The sequence below is a fragment of the Leptolyngbya sp. CCY15150 genome (assembly GCF_016888135.1).
Lineage (GTDB): Bacteria > Cyanobacteriota > Cyanobacteriia > RECH01 > RECH01 > RECH01.
This window is the reverse complement of record NZ_JACSWB010000208.1, coordinates 18813-33043: the sequence shown is the minus strand read 5'-3', so window position 1 is coordinate 33043 and position 14231 is coordinate 18813. Positions and strand designations below refer to the sequence as shown.

The 14231-nt window shown below is 55.1% G+C and carries 11 protein-coding genes; 5 read left to right on the top strand and 6 right to left on the bottom strand.

All coding sequences use genetic code 11. From position 1 onward, the window contains the following. The coding region (locus JUJ53_RS15950) for an RNA-guided endonuclease TnpB family protein (protein ID WP_204153031.1) at window positions 1–1171 on the bottom strand (1171 nt) is incomplete at its 3' end. A 279-nt stretch (window positions 1172–1450) separates the two neighbouring features. Here JUJ53_RS15950 and JUJ53_RS15945 point away from each other — a divergent pair. Both JUJ53_RS15945 and JUJ53_RS15940 read left to right on the top strand, forming a co-directional pair. Further along, window positions 1451–2086: a hypothetical protein gene (locus tag JUJ53_RS15945; protein ID WP_204153030.1), complete on the top strand. Its 636-nt coding sequence runs from the start codon at window positions 1451–1453 to the stop codon at window positions 2084–2086. Between the two features lie 593 nt (window positions 2087–2679). After that, window positions 2680–5790 carry a diguanylate cyclase gene (locus JUJ53_RS15940; protein WP_204153029.1) on the top strand — a complete coding sequence of 1037 codons (3111 nt, stop codon included), beginning with the start codon at window positions 2680–2682 and terminating at the stop codon, window positions 5788–5790. Here JUJ53_RS15940 and JUJ53_RS15935 read toward each other — a convergent pair. Then, window positions 5741–6553, bottom strand: a complete 813-nt coding sequence (locus JUJ53_RS15935) for an HAD family hydrolase (RefSeq protein WP_204153028.1) — start codon at window positions 6551–6553, stop codon at window positions 5741–5743. The two genes, JUJ53_RS15940 and JUJ53_RS15935, sit on opposite strands and share 50 nt — an antisense overlap. Window positions 6554–6733: 180 nt before the next feature. Between JUJ53_RS15935 and JUJ53_RS15930 the strand changes: the two genes are divergently transcribed. Further along, window positions 6734–7918: an alpha/beta hydrolase gene (locus JUJ53_RS15930; protein ID WP_204153027.1), complete on the top strand. Its 1185-nt coding sequence runs from the start codon at window positions 6734–6736 to the stop codon at window positions 7916–7918. Here the strand turns inward: JUJ53_RS15930 and JUJ53_RS15925 are convergent. The 3 genes from JUJ53_RS15925 to JUJ53_RS15915 are packed head-to-tail and all read right to left on the bottom strand — an operon-like array spanning window position 7915 to window position 9756. Next, entirely contained in the window at window positions 7915–8313 is a 399-nt protein-coding gene (locus JUJ53_RS15925; protein ID WP_204153026.1) for a biopolymer transporter ExbD, read from the bottom strand. The two genes, JUJ53_RS15930 and JUJ53_RS15925, sit on opposite strands and share 4 nt — an antisense overlap. Next, a complete protein-coding gene (locus tag JUJ53_RS15920; protein ID WP_204153032.1) occupies window positions 8300–8947 on the bottom strand; it encodes a MotA/TolQ/ExbB proton channel family protein in 648 nt (215 codons plus the stop codon). Before JUJ53_RS15920 ends, JUJ53_RS15925 begins: the two co-directional genes overlap by 14 nt. 14 nt (window positions 8948–8961) lie before the next feature. After that, window positions 8962–9756 carry a DUF2993 domain-containing protein gene (locus JUJ53_RS15915; protein ID WP_204153025.1) on the bottom strand — a complete coding sequence of 265 codons (795 nt, stop codon included), beginning with the start codon at window positions 9754–9756 and terminating at the stop codon, window positions 8962–8964. Between the two features lie 516 nt (window positions 9757–10272). On the opposite strand from JUJ53_RS15915, the gene JUJ53_RS15910 reads away from it, so the two are divergent. Continuing rightward, window positions 10273–11190, top strand: a complete 918-nt coding sequence (locus JUJ53_RS15910; RefSeq protein WP_204153024.1) for an NAD(+) kinase — start codon at window positions 10273–10275, stop codon at window positions 11188–11190. A gap of 223 nt (window positions 11191–11413) precedes the next feature. Further along, window positions 11414–12835, top strand: coding sequence for a BCD family MFS transporter (locus tag JUJ53_RS15905; RefSeq protein ID WP_204153023.1), 1422 nt, complete (start codon window positions 11414–11416; stop codon window positions 12833–12835). An 87-nt stretch (window positions 12836–12922) separates the two neighbouring features. Here the strand turns inward: JUJ53_RS15905 and JUJ53_RS15900 are convergent, their stop codons facing one another. Further along, window positions 12923–14194 carry a hypothetical protein gene (locus JUJ53_RS15900; protein WP_204153022.1) on the bottom strand — a complete coding sequence of 424 codons (1272 nt, stop codon included), beginning with the start codon at window positions 14192–14194 and terminating at the stop codon, window positions 12923–12925. Window positions 14195–14231: the final 37 nt, after the last annotated feature.

Here is a 14231-nt window from a genome sequence, read left to right as displayed (position 1 = left end):
CCCCCGCCGCATCGACTCCACAGGCATTTTCTATTCCCCGTTGCCCACGGGTACGAATGACTTGAGCTGCCGCCACATCACGGGGTTTGATTGACCCACAGTTGTGGCAGTGATGGATTCTAGTTGAGAGGTCTTTGCGAACCTCTGCCCCACAATCTGGGCACGTTTGAGAGGTACCACGAGCATCCACCTTGCCGTAAAACACATCGCGCTTGAAGCACACCCAGGGCAGAATTTGGTTTGTGAATTGCCCCAGACCAGCATCCAGAGTGTATTTACCTAGAATCCCTTTGGCCATGATCCGGAAGTCCAGGTCTTCCACAAACATCATCCCTGCTCCATCACAAAGGTGATGGGCCCACTTGAAATGCCAATCCTTGCGAGTGTCGGCAATGCGTTGATGGACTCTCCCAATCTTCTTCTGGAGCTTTAGCCAGTTGGCCGACCCCTTCTGCTTGGTCTTGAGCCTGCGTTGCAGCAATGTCAGCTTGCGGTGCAGTTCATTGAAAAAGCGAGGTCGCTTGACCTGTTCTCCATCGGACGTTGAGAGAAAATATTCCAGCCCAACATCAATCCCTACCGGATGCCCATGAGGCATGGTAGCAGGGACATCAACATCGGCTTGGAGGCTCAACAGGACAAAATAACCCGACGCCTTGCGAACAATCCTGGCCTGCTTTACCTGAAAGAGATCTGGGATCTCCCGTGACCAACGCACCTTGACCCAGCCCAGTTGCGGCAGCTTAAGCCCCTCTTCTGTGATGCAGTGTTTGAGCATCTGAGGGAACACAAACGACCGCATCCGGTTAGGTTTTTTGAACCGTGGGAACCCCGACCGCTTCAATCGCCATGACTCCCACGCTCCATCCAGCTTCCTGAGAACTTGCTGGAGCACTTGGGCGTTGACGGTCTTGAGACTCGGGAAGTCGCCCTTGGCCTTGGTTAAGCCTTTAGCCTGAGCGTGGTAACTCGGAAACGGTGTATCAACAGGCAGGATAAACTCCTGCCGGATTGAACATGCATTCACCGGGGACTTGCGAGAATCCAGCCAGTCTTTGCGTTCCCGCAGGGCAAAGTTCCAGACCTTGCGGCACACATCAAGAATGTGCTCAATCTCTGAAATCTGTTCAGCAGTTGGCTCTAGCTTGAATTCCCACGTTATGTTCAGCATATCTACACTCTACATGGTGCTGTGTAAACCTCTTCCTTCAGTCGCGCTCCGCTACACCACCAGCCAAGCGTTCAGCGATGGCTGGAGTACTGCGAAGGTCTTGATAGGCTGTTGAAGGATTCAACTCCTTCAGGTGTGCTATCAAGGTTGCCCTGTTCTAAACAAAACCATGAGGACGAATCAAAAAAATCGTAAAGTTGTCCAGAAGACCCCCCCGAAGTCCTCATCCACTCACTAGAGTAAAGATAGACGACATGCAGGGGGTGAGACAGGGGTGCGATGGTGACCAAGGATTTTAAGCTATGGGTCTACCCTGCTGTGGCTGGTGTGATTGGGTTAGCCCTATTGGCGTGGGTCTTCAGACCGTTTGACCTCTCCATTCAAATTGAGCCCGTTCAGCCTGATGTTACTCCCGGTATGGATGATGCATCATCTGCAGAGCGATCGCTGTCATCCATCACCAACGAGATCCCGCAAGCTTTTCCGGCCACGGCAGATGATCAGTTCCTAGTCTCTCCCGATAGCATACCGGCCAATGCAGACCTGCGCGGTCATCTGCGCGTCAGCAATCGCTCGATCTATCCCGTGCGGGTGGCGCTCTTGGCCCGTCCGGGCGATGGGGATAGCACCATCCCTGAAGCTGACCTAGAGGAAATCACCCCATCCACAACAGCTAGCCCTCCCCCCTTCACCGAACCCGTGCATTGGGACTTTGCTCCCGCCGAAGGCAGCGCCCGCGGTCTCATGTTATCCCTACCGGATCAAGATTTGTCCATTCAGCCCGGTGATATTGTGGTGGCCTTTGCTCAGGATGGCTCCCGGCACTATTGGGGCCCCTTTGTGGTCGGACAAACTCCCATACCCGCATGGCATACTCAAGATGGGGAGTGGCATCTAGTGTTAACTGAACCCTAGCCCCGATTATGGGATGCTCTCAGGGTTGCTAGGTTAGCCGTATGTGTTCTAGACATCTGATGACTGGGGTACTCTAGTCCCAGAGATAGACGATTGTCTCTGATCAAGCTTGTGACATGGTTAAAATTCGCCCGGATTCAGGTAGCTCAGCTACGTATAAGTTAGGATGCATTGTTTTTGAATGATGCACTACCGTTGAATATCTGCTTCTTGACTGTTACGCCATGGCAACTACTTCATAGCGACAGTAGCAACAGGAGCTAGATGTTGGAGTCTACCCGTTTCCGCACAATCCATGCTTGCCTGGGTCAGGGCTGCCCCAATGGCTGCCCCAAGGCTAGGTTGGATTAGCGTCCAGTAACGATGATTCTCGTCTGCCCCGTTGAACACTGCGACTCCTTGGAGTTGCACCAATCATCAGAGCATCTCATTCCTTTGATGGTAGTCGGATGGCTTACAATGCTGGTTTCCCACTCGCATTTCTCAAGCGCGTGATGGATCATGCCCCGCTCGTGGCATCACCCAACACATCACTTGCGGATGCCCTAGCGCTCATGACTCCAGACTCTAGCGCACCCCCCTCAACGGCATCCATGCGTCCTCTTGTTGTAGCCTTGTCAGAGCGTTGGCTGGGCGTGCTGCTGCCCCTCGATCTGATTCAAGCGATCGCCACTTGGGAAAACCTACGGGATGTCCAGATTGGGGATCTAAATCTTCATGCCGTTGCCACCCTGAATACCTGCCAGTTTAGCCATATCCGCCACCTGCTCGAACCCATGCAGCATGAAGGCACATCGGTGGTTTTAGTGGTTGACGATCAGCGAACCTTACTGGGTCTTATTTGGGGCGATCGCCTCAAGGACAAGTTGCGCACCGTTGATCTCCTCAAGCTGCAATTGGTGGCTGACATCATCGACACCCAGGTGATGCAGGTCACCACCTATACGTCCCTGCAAGATATTGCCCGGCGCATGGCGTTGACCCAGGCGAGCTGCGCGGTGGTGGTCGAGTCACGACCCAATCGCCAGCCATCCTCCCAGGCACCCTTCAAACGCTACCCTGTGGGCATCATCACCCCCAACGACTTAGCCCAGGTGACCCTAGCAGGCTGTGCCAGTCGCACACCGGCCGCCGCGATTATGCAACCTATTGACCTGCTGATTGGGCTGCAAGACTCCCTCTGGCGCGCCCAGCGACATATGGCGCAACTGGAGCTTGACCATCTCGTCGTTTTTTGCCCCCAGCGTCATTTGATTGGCGTTGTCCATCGCGCCGATCTTGTCCAACATGGCAACCCCATTGCATGGCGATCGCGTATTCCATCGGTGACCGCGATCGCCCATCTGCATCCAGGCAGCCTACAGCGTGATGCCATGGCTGATCCTGATGAGTTGCTGTGTGAGTTTTTGCCGGATGGTCAACTAACGCGGGTCAACCCAGCCTACTGCCATTACTTTGGCATTGCCCCCGACCAAGTGTATCAACACAATATTTTTGACTTTTTACCCCGCCCCGATCGCCGTCAGCTCACCCAACATCTGAAACATCTTACCCCCACTACGCCCATGCAGATGATGGAGCATCAGGTGGTGGCGGCCAATGGTGAATATCGATGGCAACTGTGGAGCGATCGCGCCATTTTTGATGAAACGGGTAACCTGCTGCGCTTTCAGTCGGTGGGCCGCGACACTACGGAACGCCACCAAGCGGAGGAGTCTCTGCAAGAACGAGAAGCCCAACTGCGGCAGATTACTGACTCCGTACCCGTGATGATTGCCCAAATTGATGCTCAGCAGCGCTATCAGTTTGTCAACCAGCGCTATGCAACGTGGTTTAATCGACGAGCCGAGCAGATCCTGGGGCGATCGATGCAAGAGGTCATGCCTCCTGATGTCTACAACACGATTTTGCCCTACATCAACGGTGTGCTTATGGGACGCACCCTACAGTTTGAAATGTCCCTGGCTGATTCTACAGGTCGCCTTCATGATATGCAGGTGGACTATATTCCCCAACAGCCGCCCCAGGGGTCGGGATTTTATGTGTTGATTCAAGACGTGAGCGATCGCAAACGGGCTGAACTGGCCCTGCGCGACAGTGAAGAGCGCTTCCGCACCGTGGCAGATTTCACCGAGGACTGGGAATATTGGGTGGGCCCAGATGGGCAATTTCTCTACATGTCTCCCTCCTGCCAACGGCTAACCGGCTATAGCGTGAGCGAGTTTGTTCAAGATCCCAGTCTGTTAGAGCAGCTCGTCTATCCCGACGATCGCCCCCAGGTGGAAATGGCCCAAACCCAGGCGATGAATGCCCCCACCTCCCTCGACTTTCGGATTGTGACCCGCAGTGGGCATGTGCGTTGGCTATCGCAGATGTCTCAGCCGGTCTACAGCGATCAGGGGGAATGGCGAGGTATCCGGTCGAGCAATCGCGATATTACCGATCGCAAGCGGGTGGAACAGGAGCTGCGGGAGCAGGTGCATCGGGAGCAAGTGTTAGGGGCGATCGCTCAACATATTCGCCAGTCGCTGAAGCTGGATGAAATTCTCACCACCATCACCACCGATATTCGCAATCTGCTGGAGGTGGATCGGGTGATTATTCAACATCTGGAACCCGACGGCACGGGATTGGTCATTGAAGAATCCTTGGCCAATGACCAGCTCTCAATGCTGGGTTGGATCGTGCGCGATCCTTGGACGCTAGAGAAAAAATATCTGTCGCTGTACCAGCACGGCCGCGTGTTGGCGGTGGAGGATATCTACGAGCAGCCTCTCAAGCCCCATCAGCAGGAATTTTTAGAATATTTCAACATCCGCGCTCAGCTTGTGGTGCCACTGCTGCAGGGAGAAACGCTGTGGGGGCTGATGATTGTGCAGCAGTGCAAGATAATCCGCCATTGGAAGCCGGGAGAAGTGCGCCTGCTACAGCAACTGGCCACCCAATTTAGTATTGCCATCCAGCAGGCCGAACTGCACGAGGAACTGAAGCAAGCCAATCAGAAACTGCAGCGCATTGCCTTTTTGGACGGCCTTACCCAAGTGGCCAACCGCCGCCGGTTTGATCAATATCTTGACCATGAGTGGCGCAGGCTGATGCGCGATCGCCAGCCCCTCTCATTACTGATGTGCGATATTGATTTTTTCAAGTATTACAACGACACCCACGGCCACCAAGAGGGCGATCGCTGCCTACGGATGGTGGCTAATTTGATCAGCCAGTTGGTCAAACGGCCAGCGGATCTGGTGGCTCGCTACGGCGGTGAAGAATTTGCGGTGATCTTGCCTAATACAGAACAAGAGGGAGCCATCCAGGTTGCTAAAACTATTGGGGCAGGCATTCGGGCCATGGAAATCCACCATGAAGTGTCCCAAAACTCCTCCCACGTCACCATTAGCATTGGTGTTGCCACCTACATTCCTACCCGCAATAACTTTCCAGAAATCCTGATTCGTATGGCAGACTCCGCCCTCTATGAGGCGAAACGCCAAGGGCGCAATACCTATCGTATCTGTAGCGAAACGGAAGGTATGCGCTTGGGGCTCTTGCCTGGCGAACTCAATGGCTCAACCCCCAGTGATTCTACAGATCACTATCCTGCAGATCACTATCCCGCTGAGCATCCTACTGAGGATCTGGATGGGGCAGACTCTCTCAAGTTGAGGCCGAAGCAGAATCATCCTGATGACTCGGCCAATGGCTAAAGGGTTGGCAAAACGTGGCTAGGGATATTAAGTCAACGGCAGCAGCCTGCTGGGCTTGGGCGCGATCGCTCTCGGTATTGTAGCCCCAGTCGGCCAGGAACAGCCGCACGTCATGCAGATCGTCTTGCCCCTGCACCGACTGTAAGGCCTTGAGCCGATCTTCCACAAACCAGATCACGCTCTGGCTCCCATAGCGCGATCGCAACTGGCGCAGGGTTTGATACTTAGGTTGCTTCACTTCCTTACCTAAAATCATCGATGGATCAAGCTGGATCCCCTGCTGCTGCAACAGTTGCATCACAAACCGTCCTTCCTTCGTGGTGACAATCGCCACCGTACATTGGGCGATCGCCTCCTGCAGTCGGGCAATCACCCCAGGATAGAAGCGATGCTGGGCTAGCCAATGGTCTACGTCTCGGGCAATCCACTCATCCCGAACGCCGTCTACCGTGGTGGCTAGGTGGGCGCTGTCGAGCTGCTCGGCGGTGACTAGATCATGGGCGAGGGTCGGCCAGTCGTTCAAAATATCGGCATCGGCGGCACCCAACAGGAGCGATCGCAGCAGCAGCGGCATCTCCCAACCCGTTTCTACCACCGGCCGCAGGCGGTAAAAGCGCTCAGCCAGCCCTGCCGGTGGCTGAGCCGACATTGGCGACCAGATGCGGCCATAGGCTTGCCATGCCGTCTGGAAATATTCAATCAGTCCATCGCACAAGACACCATCAAAATCAAGTGCCAGAATAGTGGGCGACGTTGTCTTCATGCCAGTTGCCTCTGAGTGAGCGATCGGGCCCGATGGGGTCAGACCGATTATCAAAGTGGCACGGTCGATCCGTCAAGGCAGCGATCGCTTGTCTATAGTGACTCCAGTTCCCCCCATGGTTCTATGGGATGCTGATCGAATCTCTTGTACCCCCCTAAAAACTACCCCCCAAAACCTGTTATGACGACCACAACGCCGATCCGTGTGACCCCCAACGCCGATCAGATCGCCCGCACCAAGGCTGCGATCGACCACTACATTACCTCGATTGACCAAAATCCCGATCGCCGAGATGGAGCCTATCCCTACTACCTGTTCCATGAACCCGGTCAGCCGATTTTCGGAACGGTCATGCTGTTCCATGGCTTCAGCGCCCGCCCCCACCAAATGTGGCGCTTGGCAGACTATCTGTTCCGCAGTGGGTTCAATGTTTACCAAGCCAGCTTAGCTGGACATAGTTTCTTACCTGCCGATCGCTATTGGCCCCAAATTGACCTCAAACCCGAGTATGCCGAACCCCTGAAGCGTAAGGTCAAGCAAGATCCGGTGCTGATGGGCATGCTGACCCAGATGATGGGTGGTGATCCGACTCAGATCAAACATCCTAATCCCCTGCAGCAGGCCGCTCTGGCAGCTCGACTGCTCAGGATTGAGCCTGAATTATTCCAGATCAAAAAAGCGCTGGAGGATTATGATAACCCTAACTTTGATCGCTATTTCACCTCGTCCCATGAGAATTATCTAACCGAGGCGCGATCGCGTTTGACGGAGCTCGACGCCATGCCGGGAGCAATCTACACCATCGGTCTGTCGGTGGGCGGTGCCGTTGCGTTGGCCCTGGCGGCAGATCAGCCCGATCGCATTCAGCGGGTAGTTGCCTACGCACCCCTGCTGGAAATCCATGGCAAGGACAATGAACTCTATGTCAACATTGCTGGGCCCTTGGATTTACAGGAAGCGGGTTGGGATCCATCGCTACGTTTCCCGGTGGGTTGCTTTACGGCCAATAACCGCTTTGGAGACTTTGTCCTGCGTCCTGAAAGTATGCGTACCCTACGCCGCATTCCCACCTGCTTGATTTTGACTGAGAATGAAGATGCGGCTGATCTGTCTACCAATGAGAAATTCACTCAAAAACTAGGCGGGGAAGCTCAAGGTCATTATTCTTACCTGTATTCTGCAGGTGATCTTGTTCCCCATCCCATGGTCGATCCCACAGAGGTTAGCCAAAGTATGAGCAATCGCTATTGGCAAACGATGTATCAGGAAACCTATCGCTTCTTAGTGCAGGGTAGGATCGACCCGGATAACCTAGCGCGTCTCCATCAAGATGGGCAGCTTCCCCTGGTGCCCGATTTAACCTAGGAGCGTTGGGTGGCGATCGCTAGCCGTACACCCTCCAAGGTACGCAATTCGTCCATCACTTGCACCACTAACCCGTGGGGAGTGGCGGCATCCGCTTGGATGATCACCAAAGGGTTTGTATCGGTGAGTTGCGATCGCACCTGGGCCGCGAGCTGATCCACTGCTACAGGCACTTGATTGAGAAACACACGTCCTTGAGCATCCAGAGTCACCACCCATTGCTCCTGAACCTGGGTTTCACTGGTGGCCGCATCGGGCAAGGTCACCGGCAGCCCCTGGGAGCGGGTGAGAAACAGGGTGGACATGATGAAAAAAGCCAGCACCGCGAAAATGGCATCAATCATCGGCACGATGTTGATCTGAGGTGGTGCATCGGTTTCCTCAGGGAGCTGCATAGGGTGCCCCTCCAGCGCGATGGTAGCGACGGTGGAGCAGCTCTAGATGTCCACCATATTCCAAGATCAGGGCTCGCTGCCGTAGGTACAGTCCGCGAAACAGGTTGGCAAAGAAGAGGGTGCTGATGGCGACCACCAGACCCGAGGCGGTGGAAATCAGGGCGCGGCTGATGCCCGCCGTGACGTCGAGGGTTTCGGTGCCGCCAATGTCGCCCACCCGTAGGGCGGCAAAGGCCTCCATTAAGCCCAAAATAGTGCCCAGCAGGCCCAAGAGGGGTGCAACGCTGATCACCGTTTCAAAAATGGTATTGAAGCGCTTCAGGGTAGGCAACTCTGCCTGGGCAGCGGTTTCCAAAGCCAGGCGAAAGTCATCGGGGTTGGCTTGCTCTAGCTGCAGGGCCGATAGAAACACTCGGGCGATTGGAAGCTTCTGGTTGCGCTTGAGCAGTTGAAACGCCTGGGCTGGGTTGCGGGCATAGAGGGCGATCGCTTCCTGAGCAATACGAGTTTGCCGGCCCGTGATTCGCCCCCAGAAGATTAGCCGTTCCAAAATCAGCATCAAGGCTAATATCGACAGCGCAATCAGGGGAATCATCACGACTCCCCCGAGCGACAAGAAGTTTTGAACTGGCATCGCCGAATCAGGCACTAACGAATACCTGGGAAATGGTCAATCTGAGCATACCCGCTCAGGACTAGATTTTTCCCCTCAACCTCTAATCGGTTGAGGCGTAGCTTGACGCCATCAAGGTCAAACCGATCTAGATCTACCATTTCATTGAGAACTTCGGCAAAGGCCATGGTCAAGGTTTCCGAGAGCGATCGCACCTCAGCGGGCACGGCCTCATCCCAAAATTCTGCCTCGCCAAACCGCAGCCGTCGCCGCTTTTCGATCATCAAGGTGGCCTTCATGGAAATGGGCACATCTTGACGGTTGGGCAAATCAGTCTTGGCAGCGATCGCTACCCGATTGCCTGGCAGTAGCGTTACCACCACGTCGCGAAACGATACCGGTTCTCCCCCCGAGAGCTGGGTGAGCACCTCTAGATCGACGTTCTTGAGGCGCTTTTCAACTAAATCGGCCGTGAAGGCATCGTTAATCGCCTTTTCCGACAGCACCACTTGGGCCACCGCCTGGGTGGGCTGGCGCAGACGAATCTGTCCGGCGAAAATACCACCAACATCTAGAGCTACGGCATCGGTTTCAAAGGACATTTCCTCTACCGCAAACTGACGGCGAATCACCAGACCGCGTCCCGTCATCTTGAAGCTGTCAATGCTGCCCTGCAGTAGCTTACTGGATGGGTAGCAACGAACAGCGACATCGACCGCATCACTTTTGGAAAACAAGTGACGGATCGACTGACTCGCCGCCGCATTCAACATCTGTTCTCCAACGTCGGTCTTGGAGCCATTTGCAAATCCAGTCAATCCACCAAACATGCAGTATCCTGCCTACAAGCCATCTGCTCTCTTTGTAACAAAATATGAAGGCTTCGACAACAAGCCGGGGAGCGAATATGGATGATTTGCGCCGACTCTAGGTTTCGGGCTGTCATTTTCAAAACGAGCAGCGATCGCTCAACATCTCGACATACATAGCTTTGAGGCGTTTATCTCCGAGATCTCCCCACCACAGCATCGGAGTTTCTGATGATTGAGATTGGAAAGCCTAATGGCGATCGCCCCCCCAACCCAGCGGTTCGGCAGACTTGGGGGATGGCTGTTCAAAGCAGTGCAAATCACACTAATCTAGATAGAAGCGCAAATGGGTGCCGCTAAATCTAGACCGACACCCGCAGGATGCGACGGCTTCACAGATTGGGTTTGATCCCCATGGGATGCCCCGATCTAGACTGAATGCGTTGGTTCCAGCCTTGCGCCTTGCCTGTCTTCGGCTAAAACCCGATGCTAGACAGCCCATTCATAACCATTTGATTATAAATTTGGACGTTGCGCGTGCCCAAAGTAGGCATTATATATAACGATACGAAGCCGGTCGCCTGTCGAGTTGCCACGGAGCTAGACGAAAAGCTCCGCCAGTTAGGATATGACGTGCATCGGCTGTCGGGCGCAGGAGGCATCCTTGGCTACTCCAGCCCCGATGATCCTGTTCAGCGAACTCCCATCGAGGATTTGGTTCCGCCCCATTTCGATGCAGATATGGACTTTGCCATGGTGCTGGGGGGCGATGGCACGGTGCTGGCTGCGGCTCGCCAGGTTGCGCCTACGGGCGTGCCTCTGCTCACCATCAACACCGGGCATATGGGCTTTTTGACCGAAGCCTATCTCAACCAACTACCCCAGGCGATCGACTGCGTCCTCAGCGGTGACTACACCATTGAGCATCGCGTCATGCTGGTCGTGCAAATGTTTCACAACGACCAGTTGGCCTGGGAGGCGCTGTGTTTAAACGAAATGGTGCTGCACCGAGAACCCCTGACCAGCATGTGCCATTTTGAAATTGCCATTGGCCGCCACGCCCCCGTTGATATTGCTGCCGATGGTGTGATTGTATCGACCCCCACGGGCTCCACCGCCTATGCGCTTTCGGCCGGCGGCCCTGTAATTGCGCCGGGGGTGCCGGTGCTGCAATTAATCCCCATCTGCCCCCATTCCCTAGCATCCCGAGCCCTGGTGTTTTCTGACCATGAGCTGGTGGTCATCCACCCTGCCAACCCCGATCGCTTGGTGATGGTGGTGGATGGCAATGCTGGCTGTTATGTGCTCCCCGAAGACCGGGTGCAGGTGATGCGATCGCCCTATAGTGCCAAGTTCATCCGGCTGCGCCCTCCGGAGTTCTTCCAGGTGCTGCGGGAGAAGCTGGGCTGGGGGCTGCCCCACATTGCTAAACCCACTTCCGTGGAACTACCCTAACCTTCCGATTTGTGACCCCAACCCTGACAGCGATGAGGACGGCATCATGATTCCTGAGGGGCTAGGTGATAGGCGATGGGGTAATGCGGTGAATCCTGTGGTGAATCTTGCGATCGCCTCATACACCAGGCCCGCTATTGTGGTAGATAACCATCTATCTCCATCAATGGTTTAGCCGTCCATACTAGTTTCACACCCACAGTTTCACGTCTACACCTGTCCCATGGCAACTGAACATTTGTCGAATCCACCGCTTGGAGATGTGATGGCTCCAAGTCGTCCAAAAATTACGCTGTTTACTATGTTTCGTCTTGGCCTCTTCCAAATGGGGCTAGGGCTACTGTCCTTGCTCACCCTAGGGGTGTTAAACCAGGTGATGATTTCCGAGCTGCGCATTCCAGGCGTGCTGGCAGCAGGGGCGATCGCCATGTATCAGTTCGTGGCCCCGGCTCGGATCTGGTTTGGCCAAATGTCTGACTCGCGGCCCATTCGCGGCCATCATCGCACCGGCTATGTGTGGATTGGCATGACGCTGCAAGCCATTTGCCTCTTCCTTGCTGTGCAGGTGGTTTGGCAACTGGGCGCGAGTGTTGAAACGGCGGGTTGGGCAGCGCCAACCTATGGTTGGGTGGGGCTGCTGGCGCTGATGTTTGGATGCTACGGACTTTGTATTAGCGCTAGTTCAACGCCTTTTACCGCCCTGTTAGTTGACATTTCCGATGAAGATAACCGCTCCAAGCTAGTGGGCATCGTCTGGGCGATGCTGATGGTGGGGATTGTCGTCGGGGCGATCGTCGGCGAGGTGATGCTGTCTGGCATGACGCCCGATACGCTGCAGGCCGGCATCAACCGCCTCTTCATCCTGTTTCCCCTAGCGGTGATCGGGCTGACGGTGATCGCCACCGCTGGCGTCGAAAAGAAATATTCTCGCTATGCTCTGCGCTCCACCGTAGCAGATCGAGAAGAGCAGATTACCCTAGGGCGATCGCTGCGGATTTTGACCGCCTCTCGCCAAACCGGTATTTTCTTCGGCTTTTTGCTGATGATGACCATTAGCCTATTCCTCCAGCAGCCGGTTTTAGAACCCTATGCCCGCGAGGTGTTTCAAATGACCATCGGCGAAAGTGCTGGGCTCAACAAATATTGGGGCTATGGCATCTTGGCGGGCATGGCTCTATCGGGCTTTTGGATTGTGCCGAAGCTTGGTAAGAAACGTTCAGCCCAGCTAGGTTGCTTGTTGACTGCCATGTGTTTTGGCTTAGTCCTGCTGTCGGGCATCACCCAAACCCAAGGACTCCTGAAGCTAGCGGTACTGCTGTTTGGTCTATCCTCAGGCATTCTGACGAATAGCGCCGTCAGCCTGATGCTTGACCTAACAGCAGCGGAAACAGCCGGTACCTTTGTGGGGGCGTGGGGGCTGGCCCAAGCCATGGCCCAGGCTAGCGCTACACTGCTGGGCGGAGCCTTGCTGGATATTGGTCGCAGTGTCTTTACCCAAACCTATCCGGCCTTTGCCTTAGTCTTTGCTCTGGAAGCTATGGGGATGCTCGTGGCCATGGGCTTACTTGCCCGAGTCAATGTTCAAGAGTTTCAAACCACGTCGAAAAAAGCGATCGCTGCCGTTCTAGAACAAGAGTTGGAGTAGGGTGCTGTTAGGCGAAGCCGTAACGCACCTCCCACGAGGCTGCCGTTAGAACAAGACTTAGAGTAGATCAGCCCTCTTATCGGCCCTCTAGCCGCCACCCTCTTCCAAGTCCCCAAGCGGCTCTCCATAGGCATCCGGGAAACGCTCATCTTGGTCGGGGTTCCAGTCAGGATTCAGGGGCGATCGCGGATCCTCCGGCGGAGACCATGGAGCCATACGTTCATCCATCGCCTCCTGAACCGGTGTCATAGATTCAGCCGTCATCTCTCGAATTTGCTGCTGCCACACCTGGATGTCAGACTGAGCCTCAGGATGGAGCGATCGATAGCTAGGAATACGCCGAGCCTCGCGAATGGCGCTTTCTAAATCTTCGACCTCCCCTGAGCTAGCTATCTGCCGCGCCTGCGCTAGCCTAGGAGCATCTTCGATCGCCTGTACCTGAGCCTGCCAGGTGGTAATCAACGATTGAGCTTGGTCATAGTGGGGCGTTCCCCAGATGATGCGCCGAGCATTGACGATCGCTTCCCGCAGATCGTCTACGTTGCTCGATTGAGCCAGAGCTTGAGCCTCTTGAAGAACTTGCAAATCTCGCTGATCCCGCTCCTGCTCCCACTGGGTACGCCGTCCCTCCGTGGACGTCGTCAGGTTAGTGCGACGGCGCTTGGCAGCCTCCGCTAGCCATTGCTCCTGTTCCCGCCCTTCTTGGGCCCGCCGAGCCAGCTCAGGATAACGCTCCATGGCCCAATAGCGATTATCTAGCGTCAGCAGGTCTCGGCCTCGACTTAGGGCCACATCCCAATTACCCAACGCCATAGCATCATCCGCTCGACTATAGATCGCTTCGGCGTCCTGCCAAACCGCTTGCCAGGCATCCATGCGATCGCGGGCCTGGATATAGGCATCGGTGTTAGGCGGCACCTGGCCGGCCAACTCCACGGCTTCATCTAGGTGCCCAGTTTGAAACTGTTCCTCTGCTAGCTCTAGTAATTCCGCAGACCAATCTTGCACGAGGCGATCGCCTTGGCCACGGCTGGGGCTATTGCTGGGCAGGCGATCCACTAGCGCGATCGCCTGCTGAAGACTGTCGGATGTTCCCTCATCCGCAAGCTGCTGGGCACAGTAAATTCTGAGGCTATCGGAATGCTCGGCGTCAAAATAGCGAGGGCAACTCGTGCTCTCAGGCATTGTCATCAACATCTTGAAGGCGATCGTCAGCGCTCCAACCGGCAAAAGAACCAGTAAACTGAGCCATAGGCTCCAGCCAATGCGCTTGGCCCAAATCACAACAGGAGACATTTGGCTAGAGGAGGACGGTGGTGACTTCATCAGACCGTTAAACCCGTTCAGCAGCGCTTTCATTCTACCTGATCCAGTCTTGGAGGTCGGGTGTTCAGTT